Consider the following 22,444-nt stretch of genomic DNA (forward strand, 5'->3'; position numbering starts at 1 on the left):
GGAACTTTCATCCCCTTAACCCCCATTAGAGTTAAAATTGTGCAATCTTAGGGTTAGGGGGGGAATACCAGTTTAGATATTGCACTGACAGAAGTTGTGTTTATCCGGGTGAACCGGTTATACAAGAGTTTGCACCCGTAGGGGGGGCACACACCAAGTATAGTTTTAGGCGAACCAACCGGCAAACCAGGAGGCCGGTCCTTGGCACTGGCCTCCCGCCTGTCCAAGGGGGGGATGAAGAGGAAACTCTCGGTGGCGATTGCGATGTCACAGGACCCGGACATCATGGTACTTGACGAGACTTTCGACGGCGTGGATCAGACATCGAGCGAGGAGATCGTCTCCATGATAAGATCCATTAAGGAACAGGGCAAATCCGTAATACTCTCATCGCACAGCATCTCTTACATATACGAGGTGGCGGATGAGGTCATTGTGATGGACAGCGGGCGGATAGTGAGGAGGATCCACCTGCCGCTAAAATATGTCAGTGTGGTGAGGTTCGCACAGGGATACGGAGAGGTGGAGCAAAAGCTCAAATCCCTTGGGCTGGACTACGATATGTCCCGTTTTCCACTTGTCAGGATCAGCCACGGGAATGAAGGGGAAGACGTGAACTCTTTACTCGTTAATAATGGCCTCACCGTTCTTGAGTTCAGGAAGGTGACTGTAGCGGAGCTCTACGGAGATGTGTTGAATGAGCTTGGAGTCGCAGTTCAGGGCTGAGATCAGGAAGCAGTTCATCCTGATGAAGCAATCCACAGCAGCACCACTGGTGGCCCTAGCCACATTCCTGCTCGCAATGGTCTCGGCCGCCGAACTCGCATGGAATACTTCCAAATACAGGAGCATGCCCCTGCAGTTCTCACTGGCTACCTTTTCCGGTTCGTTCGCTACGTTCTTCGTCCTCTTCATGATATACCCGTCCCTGAGCATAGCGGAGGAGAAAGAAAACGGCACTTACGACGTGATAGGGTCCAGCGCACGCGACACAGTGGCCATAAGTACTGCCCGCCTCCTCTTTCATGTTATATTTGCCGGCATACTGACCCTCAGTGCCGTTGCTGGCTTCATGTTCACGCTCCTAATCCGTTACGGCACGCTGTCGAACCATGTGGTAATAATTGTCGACCACCTTACATACACTTACCTCTATGGGTATTCAGGTACGCCGACTGTATTACCGAAGTACACGAAGGCCTATCTCAATAAGTGGTTCAGCCCAAGCCTATTCCTGACTGACATTGCCATCCTCTTTGCCTCAATGATCCCCCCCCTGTCCTGCTGGGGCTCCTCTTCTCCAGGATATCTAGGAAAAGGGCCACATCAGTGATAGTGAGTATCATCTCCTTCCTGGTGATATTCAACGTATATCCCTATCTCGTATCCATCAAAGGCTCGGTGGTATTGAGGTACCTCTGCGCCGACATCGCCACGCTGTTTCCCAGGGTTTCTGTTGGCCTGTCCAGCGGGTACATCGGTTTCAGTTCTGTAATTACAAAGGGAGGGTACTTCTTTTCAGTCCCGGCCCCCCCTTACTTCTCGATCTGGGTCACAGGCGCCCTCCTGTCCTATGTGATCATAATCCTCCTCTTACTGTATTTCATGCCAGAAAATGGGGGGTGTTAGGAATTGGATAAGACGGTAAAAGCCCTTCTTGCTGTACTGCTGGTCCTCGTCATCATTGTGGTCATTGTGCAGGATGTCGATGCGAATGGGAACCACCAGGCCAGTGGCGGTGGGAAGGGGGGGCCAGGTCTCACCATAAACACAGGCTCCGCCGGTGGCGATGTTGTGTTCAACGGCACACTGCCGCTAACCGCTGACCAGGTATACAGGTACAATTTCACTCTCAACCCTTCCTCAGACAAGATCGTTATGGCCCTTGAGGACAACTCCACAGCAAGCGTCTACTGCAGACTGTTCTATCCTAACAACACAGTGCGTGATTCGTTCACCGTGAGTCCAGGCATAAGCATAGACAGTGTATTTCCTTATGGCCAGTCGTTCACATCAGGAGTGTGGTACATCAAGCTGATAACCAACCAGGGCCTGGAGCTGAGGTTCAAATTGACAGTTTTCTATAGCTGATAACCTCTTTCAGCAGAACCTTCCATCAGGGCCATTCTGCTCGGGTTCCTTCGATTACCCGAATGGGATCAACCTCGAGGAGCTCTCTAGGGGGGGCCCAACTTATCATATCCGGCCCTGGCCTATATACTCCGGAGAGCCGAGAAAGCATATAATATCCTCATACTTCAGGCGCCAGGAACGACGGTTCGGGGGGGGCGTCTGCTAGGCACTCCCGCGGTATGCAGTTCTGGTGGAAATGCCCGTCTCGACACTTACTAATACAGTCCAGCGATCATAATGGGGGGGATGGAAGGGGGGGATGCCATTCTGGTCGGTGTGGACATAGGTGGGACATTCACCGATATCGTCGCCTTCGACCTCAGGGACAGATCAATACGGTTTCTGAAGGTACCGAGCACTCCCTCGGGCCCGGAGGTGGCCGTGATAGACGGCCTGAGGTCAATGGACCTGGATAGGGCAAGGGTGAGGATGGTCAACCATGCAAGCACGGTAGCAACCAACGCCCTGCTCACCAGGACCGGCCTGACACCTTCTGCCTGATAACCAACAGGGGGGGCTTCATAGACATTCTCGAGATCGGGAGGCAGAGGAGGGCCGAGCTCTATGACCTTGACTTCCAGAGACCGGAGCCCCTGATACCCAGGGAACGCAGGTTCGGGATCTCGGGCCGCATTGACGCCTCCGGGACGGTAATCGAGGATCTCGATGATGAGGAGATAAGGAGGGTGAGGAGAAAGATCGAGAGGATGAAGGTCAGGGGGGGTGTGGCAATATCGCTGCTCAACTCCTACGTTAACCCGGAGCACGAGAGGAGGGTCAAGGAGGCCTTCGAAGGCTTTGACGGCTTCGTCTTCGCCTCCCATGAGGTCGACCCGCAGTACAGGGAGTACGAGAGAACGAGCACAACTGTGGTCAACACAGTCCTGTCAGGCCTGGTGACATTATACCTGAGGAGGTTGAGGGAGGGCATCAGGAACTCCGGGCTGTCTGCACCTGTATACATAATGGGTTCCCACGGAGGTCTCGGCACGATAGAATATGCGGAGAGGATGCCGATCTCTGTCATAGAATCCGGCCCCCTCGGCAGGCGTCATTGCTTCAGCGAACTTCAGCCGCCTGATGGGCGATGAGAGGGTCATAACGTTCGATATGGGCGGGACAACCGCAAAGGCAGGTGTCGTGGTCTCCGGCACCCCGGATCTGGCATACGAGTTCGAGGCGGCCGGGAGAACACACAGCGGGAGGTCAATTAAGGGGGGGAGCGGCTATGCTGTGCGCTTTCCCTTCATAGACCTCGCAGAGGTGAGTGCAGGGGGGGCGGCACAATTGCCTGGGTGGATGAAGCAGGGTCACTCAGGCTGGGTCCGAAGAGTGCCGGATCCGAACCCGGGCCAGCCGCATACGGCCGGGGGGGCGGCACAGATCCCACAGTGACGGACGCCAACATAGTGCTCGGGAGGCTTAACCCCGACTTCCTTCTTGACGGTGACATGCGCATCTTCAGGCACCTTTCAGAGAGTGCCATAAGGGAGAAGCTGTGCAGGCCCCCCCTCGGTATCGGCACTGTTGAGGCTGCCCAGGGTATTGTCAGGCTGATCAACAGCGCCATGTCAAGGGCCATATCCATCGTGAGCTTGGAGCGCGGCCGTGATCCCAGGGATTTTGTGATGTATGCCTACGGTGGGGGCTGGCCCTGTGCACGCCGCTGAACTCGCCTCAGAGCTCGGCATCAAAGCGGTCTTCGTGCCTGCACACCCGGGCCTCTTCTCAGCCTACGGCCTCCTCTCAGTGGACATGGTGCGCGACAGGACCGCCGGAGCAGTGGGTGTGTCTGATGTAAAGGACATCTTGACCAGGCTGGAGGCCCAGGCAAGGGCGGAGAGCGAGGCTGAGGGCTTCACCGACCCTGAGGTGGCATATTTCCTCGACATGAGGTATGTTGGGCAGTCTTACGAGATAACGGTGCCCTACAGCGACAGGTACGAGGAGGCCTTCAGGGAGGAGTACAGGAGGAGGTACGGCTATGCTCGAACGATCCTGTGGAAATCGTTAACGCAAGGGTGAGGCTCACCTTCAGGATGCCCAAGATAGGCCTGATCGAAGAGCGGAAAGGCGGGCACATGGAGGCCTCTGAGAGGCCGGTATACTTTTCCGGGTCTTTCATAGATACCCCCCCGGTGATCAGGTGGGCCTCCGCTCCGGATGGTTTTGGTGGCGAGGGGCCATGCATTGTTGAGGGCTACGATTCTACAGTCGTCATTCCTCCGGGCTGGAGGTTCAGGTTCGATAGGTACCTCAACGTGAGGATGGTGAGGCCATGACGGACAGGTTCACCAAGCAGGTCATAGCCAGTTCCCTCTACTACGCCAGCGAGGAGATGGGGGGGATCGCACTGAGGAACTCCGCTTACTCGCCAAACATAAAGGAGAGGATGGACCACTCAGCGGCCATCTTCGACGCTAATGGGATCCTCCTGGCCCAGGCGGAGCACATTCCGGTCCACCTAGGCTCACTCCCCCCCTGGGGCCTGAGGAACACTCTTGACTACCTCTCGAAGGAGGGTATAGAGCTCCGGAGGGGGGGTGACGAGATCGTTGTAAACAACCCATACATATCAGGCACGCACCTGAACGATGTTACGGTCATCAGGCCCATTTTCCACAATGACAGAATAGTGGCCTATGCTGCCAACAAGGCCCACCACTCGGATGTTGGCGGCAAGGTGCCGGGCAGCATAAACTCAGACGGGAAAACGATATACGAGGAGGGCCTGATTTTGGACCCCCCCGTTTCCTCATGAGGGGCGACGAGTTCAACAGTGACTTCCTCTCGGTATTCTCTTCAAATTCCAGGAACCCCTACGAGAGGATCGGCGATATCAGGGCCCAGGTGGCCGCAAACTACACGGGCGAGCGGAGGGTGCTGGACATCATTGAGAAGCACGGCCTGGATGCCTTCACAGAGTCCCGGGACTACTACGTTTCCTATGCAGAAGAGATGGCGAGGAACAGGATATCCAGGATACCTCACGGGACTTATGGCTGGGTGGACTACCTCGAGGGCCCGGATGGGCGTGACATAAGGCTTCAGGTGGCCCTGAGGGTATCAGAGGATGGAGTGCATGTGGATTACACGGGCACAGAGAGGCAGGTCGATGTGCCGCTCAACGCAGTGCTGGGCGTGACGCTCTCTGGGGGGTCTACTACGTGTTCCGGACCGTGATGGGCGCTGATGTACCTGTGAACGGCGGCACCTTCAGGTTCCTGCACGTGAGTGTGCCGGAGGGCACTGTGCTGAACCCCACCTTCCCTGCCCCGGTCTCCGGCGGGAACGTTGAAACGAGCCAAAGGAACGCTGACCTCATCTTCGGCGCGCTGAGCCAGGCCATCCCTGAAGCTGTCCCGGCCGCCTCAGGTGGTCGATGAACAACATAATGATGGGCGGGCTCCACAGGGGCCGCTCGTGGGCGTTCTACGAGACCATAGGCGTGGGGCTGGGGGGCAAGCTGGGTAAAGACGGTACAGACGGCATACAGGCTAACATGACGAACACAATGAACACGCCCATAGAGGAGATAGAGAGGACCTTGCCTGTACTGGTGAAGAGGTACGAGTTCAGGCCCAACAGCGCGGGCCTCGGGAAGTACAGGGGGGGCGGGAGCGGCATAGTCAGGGCCTTCATGGTAAGGGAGGGGGGGACAGTCACGCTGACAGTCCTTGCGGAGAGGGAGAGGCACAGGCCATGGGGCTCATGGGTGGCCTTCCCGGTGCGCCGACAGAGGTGCGGTTGGTGCAGGACGGGAGGCAGAGGAAAGGCCACACGAAGGCAACCTATGTCCTGCACGAGGGCGACATATTCGAGATACGCACAGCAGGGGGGGGAGGGGGGGGCTACGGAAGGTTTGAGGACAGGGAGCCGGAGAAAGTCGAGAGAGACACGAGGTCTGGCCTGATAACGAGGGGGGGTTACGCGAGGGCTGGAAGAGGCGAGAGAGCTGGAGAATAGGGGGGGCCCTCCTCATGGACTGGGCGAATGTGGCCACAGGTGCATCCAGGCGCAGTGAAAGGGTGCATACTCTGGTGGGTTCCCGGTAAAATACTTTTACCCACACCTCATGTTCATTGCGTGGAAGCCGCAAGAGAGAGAAGGACAAACAACAGGCGCGAAATCCTAGCAGCCTCCATGGTGGGAACCATCATCGAATGGTACGGCATCTTCATCTTCTCAAGCGGTGCCATATACATAGCCTCTGCCTTTTACCCCACCGTGTCCAGGGCGGAGTCCCTCCTCCTGACCCTCCTGACCTTTGCCCTCGGATTCGTCACAAGGCCAGTGGGTGCCTTCGTGTTCGGCCACTTCGGGGACAGGATGGGCAGGAAGAACGTCCTATTGATCACCCTCCTGCTCTCGGGCATCTCAACGGGCCTCACGGGAGTGGTGCCAGGGTATGCAAGCATAGGCATATGGGCCGTGGTGCTCCTCGTCATACTGAGGCTGATACTGGGCTTCGGGCTCGGAGGTGAGTGGGGGGGAGGGGGGGCCATGCTCCTCACCCTAGAGAACTTCAGGGAGAGGAGGGGGGGCTTCTGGTCATCGTTCGTGCAGTCCACGGTGGGCATAGGGCTCATCATTGGCACTGCCATCTTCCTGTTACTGGAATTTGTCCTGCCCAGCAAGGCCATGTATGCGTACGGATGGCGCATACCGTTCCTGCTCGCCTTCGCCATACTCGCCATAGGCTTCCTGATCAGGTACAGGCTGGCAGAGACCCCGATCTTTGAGGCAGCAAAGGCGGAGAAAAAGATACTGGGCCTGCCCGCAGGGCAGCTGTTCAGGCACCACTGGCATGAGGTACTGGCAGGTACACTGCTGGCTGGCTCCAGCGGCAACTTCTTCTATTTTGCCATATCCCTCCTACCTGCAGTGTTCGAGGTCAGGGGGGGCATAATATCTGTGACCACTGGCCTCATAGCCGTTACGGTCTTTGCCATAATGGACATAGTCTTCGTGTTCATAGGCGGAATACTCTCGGACAGGCATGGGAGGCGCATTCTCCTCTTCTCAGCCAACCTCATTGCCCTGGTTATACTCTACCCCCCCTCCATATATTACTACAACCCGTACGCCTTCACGGCCTTCCTCGCGGTCTTCGGGATCGCTCACGGGTTGAGTTACTCCCCCCCACTGGGCGCACTCATCTCTGAGGTGTTCCCGGCCAACGTAAGGTACTCGGGGAACTCGTTCAGCTACCAGTTCGGCAACTCCTTCATAGGTGGCCCGGCGCCCTACGCTTCCGATGCACTTGGCTCATCTCCTACCCACTCTACCCTGTGTTCACCCTCGTGTTCATCCTGGTGGCCTTCGTGACCATAGCCAGGATAAGGGAGTCCAGGGGAAGTGACCTCGGCGTCCTGGGTGAGGCAGGTTCCTAGCCACCCGGCCTTACCGGGTGGTGTTGACATCCTGCAGGCACACCAGGCCATCACCTGTTTCGTACCGTCTCCCTCTTTTTGCCTTCGAGGGTACCGCGACTCGAACTTCTTCGCTACCGGGTGCAACTGAGGAAAATGGAAGGGCCGCCAGGGGGGGTATCACGCAGCCTGGAAAGAGGGCCCAGCTGCAAGACCTAAGACATAAATAGCTTTCAAATATCTGAACTGTGTGAGAAACTGGAGTGGTCACATCTACTTCAAGGAGCGCTTTGAATGGAAGTCACTGGAAAAGTCGTTCCCGGAGATATGGGAGAGGGTCGCCAGCGAGACGAAGCAGAACCAGGAGGAAGCACAGTATGATCAGGTGGCCCTGGAACTCAACATGAACGAGATCAGGAAGAACAAGAAACCCATAGGCTACTTCAAGGAGGGAGCGAAGTACAGGATGGTCTTCCCCCCCTCTGGAAGGAAGGAGCTCATAATATACAGGGGCATGGTATCGGAGGAGATAAAGGACATAACCGAGGATGTGGCCAAGATACTGAAGTCCCACAAGGTCCAGTTTTCCGTGGATTATGACAAGATGCTCCTCTACGAGATCAAAAAGAGGAAGAAGTGAAGTACTGGCAGGGCCCCCCCTCCGTTCATGTATGTATAGTATGTTAATATAAAAATCTAAACTCAAAAACCGTTATATTTTTTTAAGGCATCACGGTTCATAATGATCAGCAGGATTAAGGTCGTGAACGACGTTGGTGAACTCGTGTCCATATTCCATGCTGCGGACACCGATGTTAAGAGGAGGCTCCTGCTCGACCTATCGACAGCTGGATAACGATGCCTATGATCGAGGAGAAGTACGGGCAGGAGGGCAAGAGGGCGCTCCTCTACCTCGACAAGATCAAACTCATTGAGAGCCAGTGGATAACCGGGCAGAACGGACCGGAGAAGGCATACCACACATACTACACCAGTGTGCAGATCAACCTCCTGGGCAACCTCAGCGACCTTGCCGACATAATATATGCGACCACAATGCCGGAGGAGGAGCTGGCCAAGTTCGAGAAGAAGGTGGAGAGCATGATAGGCAACAGTGATGGCGTCTTCATCGGCGATGCTGCGGAGGCCCTCTCCATGTCACAGACACTCATACGTGGCCTTGTCAGGAGGTCAAGCGTGCTCCAGATCAAGGGCTACAAGATAACCACGATCAATGGCGCATGAACGTAACAGTGCTCAGGATAAACCACAGGCCCACCAGGGACAAGAGGATAACCACACACGTGGCCCTGACAGCAAGGGCGTTCGGCGCCTCCACCATACTTGTTGACCAGAGGGACGAGGAGCTGGAGGACACCATCAGGGACACTGTTTACAGGTTCGGTGGCGATTTCAGGATCGAGAGCGGCGTCGACCCGCACAGGGTCATGAGGGAGTTTTCCGGCGTCAAGGTGCACCTGACAATGTACGGTATACCTGTTGACCAGGCTGTGGGCAGGATAAGGGAGGCAGCGGGGGGGGACCGTGGAGTGCTGGTCGTGGTGGGGGGGGCATCCAAGGTACCGAGGGAATACTATGAGGCCTCTGACTTCAACGTCGCGGTGACTAACCAGCCATAAGCGAGGTCTCGGCCCTGGCCATATTCCTTGACAGGCTCTTTGAGGGAAGGGAGATGAATGCGGAGTTCGAGGCCAGGATGAGGGTGATACCGTCGGAGAGGGGGGGAAGCGCGTTGTGATGCTGCCGGATGAGGCTGACTGCATGAACATTCTGCGTGACGAGGGCGCGGATGAGCGCATAATCAGGCACGTGAGGAAGGTCCGCGACCTTGCGGTGGCCATAGGCAGGGCCGCAGGGGGCCAACCTGCGCCTCGTGGAGGCTGGTGCACTACTCCACGACATAGGGCGCACGAAGACCAACGGCATTGACCACGCCTACGCTGGTGCCCAGATACTGCGCCGGAGGAACATAGACGAGAGGGTAGTGAGGATAGTGGAGAGGCACACAGGTGCCGGGATACTGCCGGAGGAGGCGAGGAAACTCGGCCTGCCTGAGGGCAACTACGTGCCTGAAACACTGGAGGAGAAGATCGTGGCCCAGGCGGACAACCTGGTCTCAGGAGACCGTTACATAGGCCTGTCCACCGTGCTTGAGATGTACAGGAAGAAGGGCCTCCAGGAGCCTGCAGAGAGGATCGAGCGCCTCCACAGGGAGCTGTCTGAGAAGGCTGGCACCGATCTGGAGGCATTCTTCCAGGAGGACCAGTGAGCCATCGTATGCTATAAATACAACGGAACACTTACAGAATCCTGTGCCGCTGTAGCTTAGCTGGTAGAGCACTCGGCTGTTAACCGAGCGGTCGTCGGTTCGAATCCGACCGGCGGCGTCACAACAATGAAAAGGATCCGGAGGCGGCGTTTACCTTTTAGTCATTGATTTGCATGACCAGTCATGCACCCCAGCCTGAGGAGGTACATCTGGGTGTTGGGCATAGTCGTGCTTTTAATAGGCCTGTTCCTCCTGTCCTACTCTCTCACAGTGGTTAGGGGGGGGCAGAGCTATGTGACGATAGAGAGGCCCACGTTCACCAGAGAGGGTGGGCTTTACGAGTACCCGATACCAGGGGGGGCCTCACGGGAACCATGAGCACGGACATATCGCTCAACATCAGCAACAGCCTGCGGCCCTACTTCGCCATAGTGCCCGCTTCGAGCTTGGCAACGTATCCGCATCTGACTACATGAACTTCTCCGCCGTGAGGGCCAACACGAGCCTATCCGGGTACCTCATCTACGACCTCGTGCCCCCCCGGGCCAGTACTGCCTGGTGGCCAGCATCCCTGTGGGAAACTTCACCCCCCCACCTGCCTACATAACGGTCTCCTACCCCCCCGTGGTGGCTAACTACGAGGACAGCCTGATGCTGGATGGCCTTTACGTAGGCGTCTTCGGTGCAATAGTGGTGGCCATCGGCATGGGCCTCAGGGGGGGAGCAGGGGGGGCAGGGGGGGTGAGTGAGACAAAATAATATACCCTTGTTGTATCACACACACGAAGCCCCCCCGTGGTGTAGCGGCCAAGCATTACTGGCTCTGGACCAGTCGACGGCAGTTCGAATCTGCCCGGGGCTATTTATTTATCTTTGTTGGGAATTGTAAATTATGGATGAGATCAACCCTGGCTTCGGGTACTGCGAACTGATCGATAAGAGCCTGCCCTTTGACCACCCCCCCTTCTTCCTCTTCACCTTCGAGATGCGCCAGGCCATGGCAGACCTGGCCCAGGCAGTGTCCACAGGCATCTCCAGCCAGCAGGTGAGGGAGATAGTGGAGATGCTCGACACCCTGTGGGAGGGTCTCAAGGACCCGGACGTGAGGCTCCCGGATGCGCAGAGGAAGTCTCTGAACCATGAGAAGGAGGTATGGCTGGACGTTAAGGAGAAGGTAATGGAGGGCAACACAAGGGCATCCTCGCTCCTCTCAGCGTCGACCCACATGATGAGGGCCGTGATGTATCTGAAGAGGCTGAGGGAGGACGAAGAGTTCAGAGACGTCGTGAGCGATTACACTGTAAGGTACCTGCACCAGCTCTCATTGAGGACGTACAGGGAAGCCATGGGCCACGTCCTCCTCTAGCCCTTCAGGGTCTGTGAAAGGTAGTCCAGGTATCCCGTGTACTTATCAAGGTACCTGGTCAGGTACGTGTTCTCCCTCTGGAAGTCCATCGTCAGGTACTCTGCCATCTCCTCGGTGACCAGGCCGTTCTCCACCATTGTGCGCTTCAGTTTGGCAACGGCCCTCGGACTGTCCTTTCCCTTGGCTGGCTTCAGGCCCCCCCTGATCTCCCTGTACTTGTTGACCGCGTCCAGTAGCGATACCTTCTGCGTGGAGGATACGTCGACGGCACCCCCCCTGAGGTCTGACGCCCTGGTTATCACCTGGGCCAGGTCGCCTATGAACACGGGCGCCAGGTTACCCACGCCCGGGAGCTTGGTCATGCCAGACTCCGCGATCTTCTTTATTATTTCAGTGAACCAGTCCCCATCCCCGAATATGAAAGAACTCCTCACTATCAGGTGGTTCTTCACTAGGGACGCGTTGTCCTCGCCTGTCCTCCTGGTCCTGAGGAATTCGGTGGTGCCATAGGTCACGTTTATGCTCGACATGAAGATGAGCCTCTGGTCCCTGTCGTACTTCCTGACCGCTGCAACGACGTTCTTGACGCCTGTTATGTTGGCGTCGAAGTTGGACATCTGGTTGGTGTTCTTTGTCCTCACGGCATAGAGGAGCGTGTCGAAGTCACGGCACGCCTCCATGACCTTCCCCCCCGCATCCATGACGCTGCCCTCTATCCACGATGCACCCAGGCTGTCCAGCGTTTCATCCTTCCTTGGTGAGAAGTAAGCTGCAGCCTCCGGCTTCATGTACTTGACCATGCCCCCCCTTGCGACGTAGCCTGAGCCAAAGACAAGGAGTTTCATGCGGAGTCCCAATGCTCATGCGTATTAAAATCTCTCTCGGCTGCCACAGGGACGCTGTGCGGTGGTGTCACGGAATCTAATTATTAGGAGAGCAGATCTTCAGCCATGGCCCGGGATGTATACATGGTCACAGGAGGCGTCTCTAAGTTCGCCAAGGCCCACACATCCAGGGATTCCAGGTACCTGGTGAAGGAGGCCCTGGACTATGCTCTCAGCGATGTGGGCATGGACGTATCGGACATAGACGGCTCCGTGGGCGCTTACTTCTCAGAGCACTTCCAGAGGCAGCTCCTCGGTACTGCCATGGTGCACGACTACCTTGGTCTTAACCCGAAGCCGCACAAGAGGGTGGAGGGTGGCGGTGCAACGGGGGGGCCTGGCCTTCCAGGCAGCTTACGAGGAGGTGGCCTCTGGCAGGATGGACGTCTGCCTGGTCTTCGGCTTCGAGAACATGTCCCACGTGAGCACATGGAAGGGAAACGAGTTCATAGCCATGGCAAGCGACATGAACTTTGACTATCCTGTGGGAGGTTTCTACACCGCCTACTACGCCATGATGGCGGTGAGGCACATGCACCAGTTCGGCACAACGGTTGAGCAGATGGCGAAGGTCTCTGTAAAGAACCACGGGAACGCGAGGTACAACAGGTACGCCCAGAGCCCCATGGAGATCACTGTGGAGGACGTGAGGAGGGCGCCAATGATATCCTATCCTTTCACGAGGCTCGATGTGTGCACGATGTCGGACGGTGCTGCAGTTGCCATCCTGGCCTCGGAGGACAGGGCCTTCCAGTACACGGACAGGCCAACAAGGATAGAGGCCATAGGTTCAGGCAGCGATACAATGAGGCTCTCTGACAGGCCGAGGGGGGGAAAGGTTCCCCTGCTCCCACACGAGGAGGCTGAATGGTACAGGGACCTGGACTACCCAGGACTGCACAACTTCAGGGCCGCAAGGGTGGCGGCCATAGAGGCCTACAAAAAGGCTGGCATAGAGGATCCAGCGGAACAGGTCGACTTCATGGAGGTACACGATGCCTACACGTCTCTGGAACTGCAGCTATACGAGGACCTGGGCCTGGCAAGGATAGGCCACGGGGGGGGAGAGCTCCTGGATTCCGGCTTCACGGAGATGGGCGGAAAGGTCCCGGTGAACCCATCCGGCGGCCTCCTGGGCTGCGGCCATGCCATAGGTGCAACGGGCATAATGCTCTCTGTCTTCACACACTGGCAGCTGCAGCACAGCGTGGAGAAGCACCTCGGGTCCGGGAGGCTGCAGGTCCCAAATGCAAAGAGGGGGGGCTCGTCCTTGACCTGGCCGGGACTGGCACACTTATAACTGTTACAGTCATGGGGGGGCGTCCAGATGATCGACAGGAACGCGAAGCTGCCCGAGGACGACAGGGGGGGTGCCACGGTGTTCTCCGTCGACCCCCCTGATAGTGAAGGAGCACTACGAAGCCGATTACTACCACAGCTACGCCCAGGACTCAGAGTTCTTCAGGGCCCTTGGCAGGGGGGGAGTCCTCCTGGGCTCCGAGTGCAAGAGGTGCCGGGTGAGGTACGCCACGCCCAGGGCCCACTGCATGCGCTGCGGTGGAAGGACCGAGTGGTTCCAGCTGCCACCGAGAGGGAGGGTACACACCTTCACGACATGCTACTTCGGCAGCGAGGAGTTCCTCAACGAGACGCCCTACAACCTCGTCATGGTCGAGTTCGATGGCGTCGATACCCTGTTCCTCGGCAGGCTCGTGGGCGCTCCACGGAGGACATTTATGTCGGCATGCCTGTCAGGGCCAGGTTCAGGAGGCTGCAGAGGTTCAGGGTCACGGACGTTTACTTTGTTCCGGAATAGTGGGCGCAATGGGCGATCCTTTCTCCAACACTGACAGGGACGTGTTCCTCATAAAGGTTGAGAGGCAGATTGACAGGGGGGGTGCCCTGCTCTCCCGGTACAGCAGGGCGTCCGCCCTTGACATAAGGGAGGTCTACAGGAAGGAGTTCGAGAACGACCCGGAGAGGGGGGGCCCAGACTTCTACAGGCGGGTCTTCATGGAATATGGGGGGGACGAGTCCGTGTCAGAGCTGGTCACAGTCCAGATGGCAGTGCAGAATGTGAGCAACGTGGTATCGAAGTTCATCGAGGAGCAGAGGATCGGCCTCTCGTACCTGGAGAAGTCCACGAGGTATGTCAGGTACAGCGTGAAGAGGGACGGGAGGTACCTTTATGCCGATCCGGACAGGGCTGGCATACAGCAGTCACTCTCCGGGGACTACGAGCAGGCCTGCGACCTCCTCTTCGAGACTTATTCCGACCTTGAGGAGCCCCTTTACAGGCTGGCCGGGGGGGCCAGGTACCCGCTGGAGGAACAGGTATTCCAGGTGGGCACAGAGACAATGAATGTGGATGCCATGTCCGAGGGGGGGAGAGGAAGGCCGCGAGGAGGGCCTACGAGCGCGCCCTCAGGGCCAGGGTGCTGGACGACATAAGGTTCCTGCTGCCAGCGTCAACGCTTACCAACGTGGGGATAAGTGGGAACGGGAGGGCACTGACCTACCTGATACAGAGGCTGAGGTCTTCGGCCCTCAGGGAAGCTCGGGAACTGGCGTCCTCAATATACGGGGAACTTAAGGGCGAGCTCCCCCCCAACCTGATCGATGCCGCCGTCAACAGGCACGGGGGGGAGAGGCTGACGAAATACATATCAGGCATATCCTCAATGATGGAGCCCGTGGCCCCCCCCGGGGCCGGGGAAGATGTGAGGCTCCTATCATGCCCGGACGAGGCCGCGTTCGGCAGGCACCTGTTCAGTGCGATGAAGTCGGCAGGCCTTGTCCCCCAGGGGGGGCGCCCGTGACCTGCCGGAGCTGGCTGAAAGGATCTCATCAATGCGCATGGACCGGAGGGACAAGCTCCCGAGGCCCTTCGAGCTGGCCAGGTACGATTTCACGATGAACATCAGCTTCGGGGGGGCGTTCAGGGACGTCCAGAGGCACAGGTTCCTGACGCTCCTGAGGGGGGGATACCTGAACACAGATTGCGGTTACGTCGTGCCTGAACTAATAGCATCGGATGAGCAGGCCCGCCTGAGGTTCGTGGAGGCAATGGAAACAGCTGCATCTGTGCACAGGAAGATACGGGATGTCCAGGGCCCGCAGGTGGCCCAGTACTGTGTGCCATTCGCCTTCAGGTACCCGGTCTTCATATCCACAAACCTCAGGGAGCTTTGCTTCTTCATGGAGCTCAGGACATCCGAGCAGACGCATTATGAGATAAGGAGGGCCCTGAGGGAACTCTACAGGCAGGTGAGTGAAAGAACGCCAATCCTTGCTTCCATGATGAAGTTCGTCGACACCCGGGAGCATGGCCTCGGAAGGCTCAGGGCGGAGATGAGGAAGGAGGCCAACTCCGGTAACTAGTGGCCCACTCGCAAACTTTATATTGAAGAACATATTTATCCGACCATCAGAGGTGTAACGGATGCTATCTGGACAGATGCCGATTCTGATACTTAAGGAAGGCACGCAGAGGGAACAGGGGGGGAAGAGCGCCCAGAAGGCTAACATTGAGGCTGCGAAGGCCATTGCTGACGCTGTCAGGACAACGCTGGGCCCAAAGGGAATGGACAAGATGCTCGTGGACTCGATTGGCGACATCATAATATCGAACGACGGTGCCACCATACTCAAGGAGATGGACGTTGAGCACCCCCCCACCGCGAAGATGATAGTGGAGGTCGCCAAGTCGCAGGACACGGCTGTTGGAGATGGCACAACCACGGCAGTCATACTCTCAGGGGAGCTGCTGAAGCAGGCCGAGGAGCTCCTCGACCAGGGTGTGCACCCGACCGTGATAACGAACGGCTTCAGGATAGCGGTCAACGAGGCGAAGAAGCTCCTTGAGAGCATAGCCATGGACGCCAAGGACGACGCCACCCTCAAGAGGATCGCGATGACGGCTCTGTCCGGGAAGAACACTGGCCTCTCAAAGGAGTTCCTCGCGGACCTTGTGGTGAAGGCTGTCAACGCGGTGGCAGAGGAGAGGAACGGGAGGATCGTTGTGGACCCGGCCAACATCAAGGTGGACAAGAAGGCCGGCGGCAGCATAACGGACACGCAGTACATCAACGGCATCGTCATCGACAAGGAGAAGGTGCACGCGAAGATGCCGTCTGTGGTCAAGGACGCCAGGATAGCGCTCATCGATTCGGCGCTGGAGATAAAGAAGACTGAGATAGAGGCAAAGGTGCAGATCACAGACCCCTCGAAGATACAGGACTTCCTGGCCCAGGAATCTGACACTTTCAAGCAGATGGTTGAGAAGATAAAGAAGAGCGGAGCGAACGTTGTCTTCTGCCAGAAGGGCATAGACGACATTGCGCAGCACTACCTGGCAAAGGAGGGCATATACGCTGTCAGGAGGGTCAAGAAGAGCGACATGGAGAAGCTGGCCAAGGCCACTGGCGGCAGGATAGTGACGAACCTGGACGACCTCACGCCGGACGTGCTCGGCAAGGCAGAGAAGGTCGAGGAGCAGAAGATCAGCGATGACAGGATGACCTTCGTCACCGGCTGTGCCAACCCGAAGGCGGTCAGCATACTCATAAGGGGGGGAGGCACTGAGCACGTGGTGGCGGAAATAGAGAGGGCCCTGAACGACGCCATAAGGGTTGTCTCGATAACAAAGGAGGACGGGAGATTCGTCCCCCGGCGGCGGAGCAGTGGAGGCCGAGATATCCACGAAGCTCAGGCACTTCGCCACAAGCGTGGGCGGCAGGGAGCAGCTTGCCGTTGAGGCCTTTGCCAGGGCAATGGAAGTGATACCGAGGACACTGGCCGAGAACGCTGGCCTTGACCCGATAAACACGCTCATACAGCTCAGGGCAGAGCACGAGAAGGGGCACACCACATACGGCATAGACTTCACGCAGAACAAGGTCGGTGACATGACGAAGGTCGCGTCTTTGACCCACTCAGGGTGAAGAAGCACGCCCTGGAGAGCGCAGTGGAAGTTGCGACTATGATACTGAGGATCGATGACGTGATAGCCAGCAAGAAGACGAGCTCCTCCGAGTCGCCCAAGTCAGAGAACAACCCATCCGGGATGGGCAGTGGGGGGGCTCCGTCCTTCTGAAAGACCACCAAACCTTTTTTAGGCCATTATCAGGTAGAGGTATCTCACTTTTTTAAGGGTTAATGCATTCACAATCCATGGAGTTCAACCTTTCCCTGGGGGGGAGCGCAGAGGAGGAGAAGAGGGACTACGACGTTGTCATAATAGGTTCTGGGGCTGCCGGCCTCTCCGCAGCAATATACTGCGCCAGGAGCGGGCTCTCCGCGGTTGTCCTAGACAAGACCACCCCCCCTGGAGGCCTCACGGCCGAGGCACCCTGGGTTGAGAACTACCTGGGGGGGTACAAGGCAATCTCTGGCGTAGATCTGGCCAAGAAGTTCGTGGAGCACGCCAGTGACTACGTTACCATAAGGCAGGACAGGGAAGTAACGGGCATCACAAGGAACAAGGACGGCTATGAGGTCCAGACCAGGGAGGGCGTCTCCTACAGCTGCAAGGGTATCATAGTTGCAACTGGCACGACACACAGGCACCTCAACGTACCTGGTGAGGACAAGTACTACGGCAAGGGAGTCTCTTACTGCTCGACCTGCGATGGCTACCTCTTCAGGAACAAGAGGGTCACCGTTATAGGTGGTGGCAACTCTGGCGCCATTGCCGCAATAACCATGAGCGAGTACACATCATCCACTGAGGTCATAGAGTTCATGCCCAGGTACATGTGCGAGGACGCCTATGTGAGGGCCATAGAGAGGAGAAAGATACCTTACTTGAAGAACAAGCAGGTCACTGAGATAAAGGGTGATGGCAAGAAGGTCACCGGTCTCGTCATGAAGGACAGGCAGACAGGAGAGGTCAGTGAGGTGGAGACAGACGGCGTCTTCATCTACGTGGGCCTGATACCGCAGACCTCCTTCCTCAGGGAGGCAGGCGTGAAGCTGGACGAGAGGGGGGTTACATCATAACTAACGCCAAGGGAAAGACGAACCTGGACATGGTCTACGCTGCCGGTGACTGCGTTGCTGGAAACGAGGCACAGATAGCCACTGCAGTGGGTGACGGCTGCAGGGCTGCCATAAACCTGTACAGGGACATGGTGAACAGCGGGAGATGATGCAACACTGATATTGAAAACACTGCCTTTCGGACCCGGTAGCACCTCTTCCTGACACGCCGGGGGGGAGGTGCCAGTTACCATGTGGGGGGGTTGTGGCTCTCCATGGGGGGGCCACACAAGACCACTCCAGCACTGCCGGCCAGGAAAAGCACACCATGGAGCGCCATTTGCTTCCTGCGGAAACTTATTTAGCTTTATGGCAATTTAAGGCCGGTGGTCATTTGAACCTCTACGAATACATGGGCAAGGCCATCTTCAGGTCTTACGGCATACCGGTGCCAGACGGGTATGTGGTTGAAAAGGAATCCGATATCAGGCCTTTCACAAAGCCTGTCGCTGTGAAGTCACAGATCCTCCTTGGGGGGGAAGGGGGGGAAGAGCGGCGGCATAAAGTTCGCGAAGAATGAGAATGAACTGAGGGAGGCCGTGAAGGCCCTGCTGAACTCGAAGGTAAGGGGGGGCCTCACAGTGACCAAAGTCCTGGTCGAAGACATGATCAACATAGACAGGGAACTCTACGTGAGCATAGCTCTTGACAGGTCACAGAGGGCCCCTGTGCTCATAGCGAGCGCGGAGGGCGGCGTAGAGATAGAGAGCGTACCCAAGGAGAAGATATTCACCAGGCGTATCGATCCCCTGATAGGTTATTCAGACTACATAGGCAGGGAGGCCACGGCCTTCATGGGCCTGCAGGGCGACGTCGCGTCTCAGTTCAGGGATATCCTCTCGAAACTGTACAGGGTCTTCAACGGCGAGGACTGTGAGCTGGTGGAGATAAACCCCCCCTCGTCGTGACAAAGGAGGGGGAAACTTGTGGCAGCAGACTCAAAGGTCGTTGTGGACAGCGATGCCGTGTACAGGCACAAGGAGCTCAGCGTTACGGACCCGGAAAAGACCCCCCCGCTGGAGCTCGAGGCCCAGTCCAAGGGGGGGTACGCCTTTGTCGAGTTAGATGGGGGGGATATAGGCGTTATAGCAAACGGCGCTGGCCTCACGATGGCCACTCTGGACGCGCTCACGCTTCATAAGGGGGGGAAGCCGAGGAACTTCCTCGACCTGGGCGGCACTGACAACGTGGACATAGTGGTGAACGCCTTTGACCTCGTGCTCAAGGCGAAGCCCAAGGCCATACTCGTGAACATTTTCGGGGGGGGCGTGACGAAATGCGACACCGTTGCCAACGGCATAGTGGCAGCGAAGCAGAAGTATGGCATAAAGCAGCCCATAGTCGTGAGGCTGAGCGGTGTCCACGAGGACGAGGGAAGGGAGATACTGAGGAAGAACGGCATAGATTCGTATCCAACGATGATGGAGGCAATAGAGAGGGTAGTGAAGCTCGCTGGAGGTGCGTGAGATGTCGGTCATAGTTGATGAGAACACAAGGGTGATCGTGCAGGGCATTACCGGCCACCAGGGTTCTTTCCACACGGGCGAGATGCTCAAGTTCGGCACGAAGGTTGTTGCCGGCGTGGCCCCCGGGAAGGGTGGCCAGAAGTTCATGGACAGGGTGCCCATAGTGAACAGCGTCCAGGACTCGCTCCAGTACGAGCCCAACGCCACTATGATAGCCGTGCCAGCACCATATGTCAGGGACGCCGCAATGGAGGCCATAGACGCAGGCCTCAGGGTCATATACATCCTCACAGAGCACGTGCCTTTCCATGACACAATGGAGATAGTTCACCAGGCCAAGCTCAGGGGGGGAGCAACAGTCCTGGGCCCAAACGGGCCAGGGATAACCGCGGTCGGGAAGTGCAAGATAGGCATAATGCCTAACCAGATATTCAGGAAGGGCAACGTTGCTGTTGCATCCAGGAGCGGGACGCTCACATACGAGATCGTGGACGCAATAACAAGGAGCGGCATGGGAGAGAGCACGGTCATAGGGCTTGGAGGCGACCCGGTTGTGGGCCTCACTTTCATAGACGTGCTGGAGATGTTCAACAGGGATCCGGAGACGGAGAAGATAGTACTGGTAGGCGAGATAGGGGGGGGCAGCAACGAGGAGAGGGCAGCGGAGTACATAAAGAAAAATGTGAAGAAGCAGGTCGTGGCGTACATCGCGGGGGGAGGAGCGCACCTCCGGGAAAGAGGATGGGCCACGCCGGGGCCATCATAGAGAAGGGCGTGGGGGGGACCGCTGAATCAAAGATAAGGGCCTTCAACGAGGCTGGCGTCAAGGTGGCAGAATACCCTGTGGACGTCCCAAAGCTGCTGAGGTGATGCATTGGTAAAGAGGGACATACTGTCCGTTCTGGACATGCGGAACGACCTGGAGAGGATCGTTGACCTCGGCCTACAGTTCAAGAGGTCCAGATACTCAGAGATCCCCCCCTCCATGAAGAACAGGGTGCTCGGCATGATATTTGAAAAGCCTAGCACCAGGACCAGGATATCTCTGGAGACCGCCATGGTGCAGATGGGCGGTCACGCCATATACCTGAACCCAAACGACATGCAGATGGGCAGGGGGGAGAGACCATCGAGGACACCGCCAGGGTCCTTTCCGGCTTCCTGGACGCCATATCTTACAGGGCCTTCAGCCACCAGAACGTCGCAAGGCTAGCCAGGTATGCGAAGGTCCCAGTGATCAATGCGCTTGACGACGAGGAGCACCCGCTGCAGATAGTGGCTGACCTCATGACAATCAAGGAGCACTTCGGCTATCTCAGGGGCCTGAACTTCACATATGTGGGCGATGGCAACAACATGGCGAACTCCCTCCTCCTGGGCATGGCCATAACGGGCGTGAACATCACCGTAGCAACGCCCAAGGGTTATGAGCCAGGGGGAGTTCTATGTGAAGAAGGCAACAGAGATCTCCCACGAAACCGGCTCCAGGGTCTCCATAACCAACGACCCTGTCTCGGCAGTGAAGGACGCCGATGTGGTGTACACAGACGTGTGGGTATCCATGGGCCAGGAAAAGGAGAGGGAGGAGAAGGAGGCCAAGTTCAGGGAATTCCAGGTCAACGAGAAGCTTGTGTCCAACGCCAGGAGGGACTTCATATTCATGCACTGCCTGCCCGCCCACAGGGGGGGCTTGAGGTCACCGACGGCGTCGCAGACAGCATCAACAGCGTGATCTTCCAGCAGGCAGAGAACAGGCTTCACAGTGCGAAGGCCGTCCTTTACACGCTGATTGGGTTCTGAAAGGAACAGGCGGTAAGGTCTACGGATACCAGACCTTCCACATTTATGGATTGTTGCAAGTATGTGACACAATGTACCGCAACCTTAATTACTTGAGAGGCAATCCATCGATCGTTCCCTATGGTCAGGAGAGACGACATCAACAGCATTATAGAGAGGCGCAGGGAAAAGGAGAACCTCAGGGAAATACCGAGCGTTCTTGTGCCGGTCTGGCAGATAAAGATCATGGAGAGGTTCGGGATAAACGTGGACAGGGAGGTCGCAGAGTACATAGTCCTGGCAGCACACGAGAAGGGACATGGAAGAGGCAGAGGGCCATAAGGAAGCTCGAGAGGATCTTCCAGGCAAGGGGAGACAGCAGGGAAGAATCAGCGAGGAAGGCCGAGGAGGTCATAAGGCTTGCAGTGGGGGGGGACATGAACAAGGAGTAGATGGCAAGGTCCCTGAAGTCCATAGAGATAGAGCTGCAGAACAGGCTGCCCAGGATTGGCCTTGATGTCTCGCTGGAGCAGTACATCACCGATCCTGGCCTCGTGTCCAGGATAGTCTTTCTGGCATACTCTAACGGTCACATTGAGGGGAAGAGCGTTGTCGACCTCGGTTCCGGTTACGGGCACTTCGCCTATGCTTCCAGGCTCATGGGTTCTGCAAGGACCACTGCTGTCGAGATAGACAGCAGGTTGATCCGTGCCACCGAGAGGACACTCAGGGAGGCGGGAATCGAGGTCCTCAACATGGATGTCAGGGACCTTCAGGGCCACTGGGACACCGCCATAATGAACCCTCCCTTCGGTTCCGTGAACCCAGGCGCCGACAGGCCATTCATGCAGAAGGCCGTGGAGGTGGCCGATTACATATATGCGGTGCACAACTCCAAGTCTGCTGAGTTCACGGACAGGTTCTACTCCTCTCACGGGACGGTCATCTCCAGGCACCTGTTGCAGATAACCGTGCCCAGGATGTACAGGCACCACAGGGAGGAAAAGGCATACGTCCGATCTATCCTCTACTGCGTCCGGGTCTCCAGGTAGGCCCACAAAAGCATTTTTAAGTGCAGTACGTTATCCAGAGGTCTTGTGTTGGCCGGGGGGGGT

The 22,444-nt window shown here is 57.2% G+C and carries 18 protein-coding genes, 2 tRNA genes and 13 pseudogenes; 32 read left to right on the plus strand and 1 reads right to left on the minus strand.

Translation table 11 applies throughout. The features are described 5' to 3' along the window. The first annotated feature begins 201 nt into the window (after positions 1 to 201). The 20 genes and pseudogenes from JCM13583_RS10825 to JCM13583_RS10895 all read left to right on the plus strand — a co-directional run bounded on the left by JCM13583_RS10825 (position 202) and on the right by JCM13583_RS10895 (position 11,161). Complete coding sequence (locus JCM13583_RS10825) at positions 202 to 726, plus strand: hypothetical protein (protein ID WP_075057691.1); 525 nt, start codon at positions 202 to 204, stop codon at positions 724 to 726. Further along, entirely contained in the window at positions 704 to 1,333 is a 630-nt protein-coding gene (locus tag JCM13583_RS10830) for a hypothetical protein (protein ID WP_075057692.1), read from the plus strand. The genes JCM13583_RS10825 and JCM13583_RS10830 overlap by 23 nt, the downstream gene beginning before the upstream one ends. A 2-nt stretch (positions 1,334 to 1,335) precedes the next feature. Further along, positions 1,336 to 1,629 (plus strand): hypothetical protein, encoded by a 294-nt coding sequence (locus tag JCM13583_RS10835; RefSeq protein WP_162509841.1) that lies wholly within the window; start codon positions 1,336 to 1,338, stop codon positions 1,627 to 1,629. Positions 1,630 to 1,632: 3 nt separating this feature from the next. Then, a complete protein-coding gene (locus JCM13583_RS10840) occupies positions 1,633 to 2,091 on the plus strand; it encodes a hypothetical protein (RefSeq protein WP_075057694.1) in 459 nt (152 codons plus the stop codon). Positions 2,092 to 2,379: 288 nt separating this feature from the next. Next, positions 2,380 to 2,634: a hypothetical protein gene (locus JCM13583_RS13340; RefSeq protein WP_171823616.1), complete on the plus strand. Its 255-nt coding sequence runs from the start codon at positions 2,380 to 2,382 to the stop codon at positions 2,632 to 2,634. Continuing rightward, positions 2,631 to 2,924: pseudogene (locus tag JCM13583_RS14380) on the plus strand (hydantoinase/oxoprolinase family protein); the annotation flags it as partial. The gene JCM13583_RS13340 and the pseudogene JCM13583_RS14380, both read left to right, overlap by 4 nt. 289 nt (positions 2,925 to 3,213) lie before the next feature. Further along, positions 3,214 to 3,528, plus strand: coding sequence for a hypothetical protein (locus JCM13583_RS13350; RefSeq protein WP_162509844.1), 315 nt, complete (start codon positions 3,214 to 3,216; stop codon positions 3,526 to 3,528). After that, positions 3,429 to 3,803 carry a hypothetical protein gene (locus tag JCM13583_RS13355; protein WP_171823617.1) on the plus strand — a complete coding sequence of 125 codons (375 nt, stop codon included), beginning with the start codon at positions 3,429 to 3,431 and terminating at the stop codon, positions 3,801 to 3,803. The genes JCM13583_RS13350 and JCM13583_RS13355 overlap by 100 nt, the downstream gene beginning before the upstream one ends. Further along, positions 3,790 to 4,158, plus strand: a complete 369-nt coding sequence (locus JCM13583_RS13360) for a hypothetical protein (protein WP_171823618.1) — start codon at positions 3,790 to 3,792, stop codon at positions 4,156 to 4,158. Before JCM13583_RS13355 ends, JCM13583_RS13360 begins: the two co-directional genes overlap by 14 nt. After that, the gene (locus JCM13583_RS13365; RefSeq protein ID WP_162509847.1) at positions 4,134 to 4,415 is read left to right on the plus strand and encodes a hypothetical protein; all 282 of its coding nucleotides are present in this window, start codon (positions 4,134 to 4,136) and stop codon (positions 4,413 to 4,415) included. Before JCM13583_RS13360 ends, JCM13583_RS13365 begins: the two co-directional genes overlap by 25 nt. After that, positions 4,412 to 6,099 (plus strand): annotated as a pseudogene (locus tag JCM13583_RS10850) (hydantoinase B/oxoprolinase family protein). The gene JCM13583_RS13365 and the pseudogene JCM13583_RS10850 overlap by 4 nt, the downstream one beginning before the upstream one ends. Before the next feature lie 177 nt (positions 6,100 to 6,276). After that, positions 6,277 to 7,526, plus strand: a pseudogene (locus tag JCM13583_RS10855) (MFS transporter). Between the two features lie 229 nt (positions 7,527 to 7,755). Next, positions 7,756 to 8,145: a hypothetical protein gene (locus JCM13583_RS10860; RefSeq protein WP_075057695.1), complete on the plus strand. Its 390-nt coding sequence runs from the start codon at positions 7,756 to 7,758 to the stop codon at positions 8,143 to 8,145. 102 nt (positions 8,146 to 8,247) lie between these two features. Next, positions 8,248 to 8,750, plus strand: a pseudogene (locus tag JCM13583_RS10865) (ArsR family transcriptional regulator). After that, a pseudogene (locus JCM13583_RS10870) lies at positions 8,747 to 9,795 on the plus strand (tRNA (cytidine(56)-2'-O)-methyltransferase). The pseudogenes JCM13583_RS10865 and JCM13583_RS10870 overlap by 4 nt, the downstream one beginning before the upstream one ends. A 45-nt stretch (positions 9,796 to 9,840) precedes the next feature. Further along, positions 9,841 to 9,913 (plus strand) — tRNA-Asn (locus JCM13583_RS10875). A 65-nt stretch (positions 9,914 to 9,978) separates the two neighbouring features. Next, entirely contained in the window at positions 9,979 to 10,173 is a 195-nt protein-coding gene (locus tag JCM13583_RS10880; RefSeq protein ID WP_075057696.1) for a hypothetical protein, read from the plus strand. A gap of 180 nt (positions 10,174 to 10,353) precedes the next feature. Next, positions 10,354 to 10,554 carry a hypothetical protein gene (locus tag JCM13583_RS10885; RefSeq protein WP_075057697.1) on the plus strand — a complete coding sequence of 67 codons (201 nt, stop codon included), beginning with the start codon at positions 10,354 to 10,356 and terminating at the stop codon, positions 10,552 to 10,554. Between the two features lie 27 nt (positions 10,555 to 10,581). Further along, a tRNA-Gln gene (locus JCM13583_RS10890) sits at positions 10,582 to 10,657 on the plus strand. Positions 10,658 to 10,687: 30 nt separating this feature from the next. After that, positions 10,688 to 11,161: a DUF1940 domain-containing protein gene (locus JCM13583_RS10895; protein WP_075057698.1), complete on the plus strand. Its 474-nt coding sequence runs from the start codon at positions 10,688 to 10,690 to the stop codon at positions 11,159 to 11,161. Here the strand turns inward: JCM13583_RS10895 and JCM13583_RS10900 are convergent. Then, a complete protein-coding gene (locus JCM13583_RS10900; RefSeq protein WP_075057699.1) occupies positions 11,158 to 12,006 on the minus strand; it encodes a hypothetical protein in 849 nt (282 codons plus the stop codon). The two genes, JCM13583_RS10895 and JCM13583_RS10900, sit on opposite strands and share 4 nt — an antisense overlap. Before the next feature lie 123 nt (positions 12,007 to 12,129). Here JCM13583_RS10900 and JCM13583_RS10905 point away from each other — a divergent pair. The 12 genes and pseudogenes from JCM13583_RS10905 to JCM13583_RS10960 all read left to right on the plus strand — a co-directional run. Further along, positions 12,130 to 13,359, plus strand: a pseudogene (locus JCM13583_RS10905) (thiolase domain-containing protein); the annotation flags it as partial. A 13-nt stretch (positions 13,360 to 13,372) separates the two neighbouring features. Continuing rightward, a pseudogene (locus JCM13583_RS10910) lies at positions 13,373 to 13,861 on the plus strand (Zn-ribbon domain-containing OB-fold protein). 8 nt (positions 13,862 to 13,869) lie between these two features. After that, complete coding sequence (locus JCM13583_RS10915) at positions 13,870 to 14,496, plus strand: FAD-dependent thymidylate synthase (RefSeq protein ID WP_162509849.1); 627 nt, start codon at positions 13,870 to 13,872, stop codon at positions 14,494 to 14,496. Continuing rightward, entirely contained in the window at positions 14,481 to 14,864 is a 384-nt protein-coding gene (locus tag JCM13583_RS10920) for an FAD-dependent thymidylate synthase (protein WP_075057702.1), read from the plus strand. Before JCM13583_RS10915 ends, JCM13583_RS10920 begins: the two co-directional genes overlap by 16 nt. 37 nt (positions 14,865 to 14,901) lie before the next feature. Continuing rightward, positions 14,902 to 15,426: an FAD-dependent thymidylate synthase gene (locus tag JCM13583_RS10925; protein WP_171823619.1), complete on the plus strand. Its 525-nt coding sequence runs from the start codon at positions 14,902 to 14,904 to the stop codon at positions 15,424 to 15,426. Positions 15,427 to 15,487: 61 nt separating this feature from the next. Further along, a pseudogene (locus JCM13583_RS10930) lies at positions 15,488 to 17,140 on the plus strand (thermosome subunit). Positions 17,141 to 17,217: 77 nt separating this feature from the next. Next, positions 17,218 to 18,194 (plus strand): annotated as a pseudogene (locus tag JCM13583_RS10935) (NAD(P)/FAD-dependent oxidoreductase). Between the two features lie 224 nt (positions 18,195 to 18,418). Continuing rightward, positions 18,419 to 19,550 (plus strand): annotated as a pseudogene (sucC, locus tag JCM13583_RS10940) (ADP-forming succinate--CoA ligase subunit beta). 1 nt (position 19,551) lies between these two features. Further along, a pseudogene (sucD, locus tag JCM13583_RS10945) lies at positions 19,552 to 20,420 on the plus strand (succinate--CoA ligase subunit alpha). Between the two features lie 37 nt (positions 20,421 to 20,457). Further along, a pseudogene (gene argF / locus JCM13583_RS10950) lies at positions 20,458 to 21,350 on the plus strand (ornithine carbamoyltransferase). A 120-nt stretch (positions 21,351 to 21,470) separates the two neighbouring features. Next, positions 21,471 to 21,781, plus strand: a pseudogene (locus JCM13583_RS10955) (hypothetical protein). Beyond that, positions 21,782 to 22,381 (plus strand): METTL5 family protein, encoded by a 600-nt coding sequence (locus JCM13583_RS10960; protein WP_075057704.1) that lies wholly within the window; start codon positions 21,782 to 21,784, stop codon positions 22,379 to 22,381. Positions 22,382 to 22,444: the final 63 nt, after the last annotated feature.

This window comes from Thermogymnomonas acidicola JCM 13583, from assembly GCF_001316105.1.
GTDB lineage: Archaea > Thermoplasmatota > Thermoplasmata > Thermoplasmatales > Thermoplasmataceae > Thermogymnomonas > Thermogymnomonas acidicola.

Excerpts from the sequence above, each read along its gene's own strand:
- JCM13583_RS13340 (WP_171823616.1), top strand. The coding sequence starts at position 2,380 with ATGGAAGGGGGGGATGCCATTCTGGTCGGTGTGGACATAGGTGGGACA.
- JCM13583_RS13350 (WP_162509844.1), top strand. The coding sequence starts at position 3,214 with ATGGGCGATGAGAGGGTCATAACGTTCGATATGGGCGGGACAACCGCA.
- JCM13583_RS10880 (WP_075057696.1), top strand. The coding sequence starts at position 9,979 with ATGCACCCCAGCCTGAGGAGGTACATCTGGGTGTTGGGCATAGTCGTG.
- JCM13583_RS10895 (WP_075057698.1), top strand. The coding sequence starts at position 10,688 with ATGGATGAGATCAACCCTGGCTTCGGGTACTGCGAACTGATCGATAAG.
- JCM13583_RS10900 (WP_075057699.1), bottom strand. The coding sequence starts at position 12,006 with ATGAAACTCCTTGTCTTTGGCTCAGGCTACGTCGCAAGGGGGGGCATG.
- JCM13583_RS10915 (WP_162509849.1), top strand. The coding sequence starts at position 13,870 with ATGGGCGATCCTTTCTCCAACACTGACAGGGACGTGTTCCTCATAAAG.
- JCM13583_RS10925 (WP_171823619.1), top strand. The coding sequence starts at position 14,902 with ATGGACCGGAGGGACAAGCTCCCGAGGCCCTTCGAGCTGGCCAGGTAC.
- JCM13583_RS10960 (WP_075057704.1), top strand. The coding sequence starts at position 21,782 with ATGGCAAGGTCCCTGAAGTCCATAGAGATAGAGCTGCAGAACAGGCTG.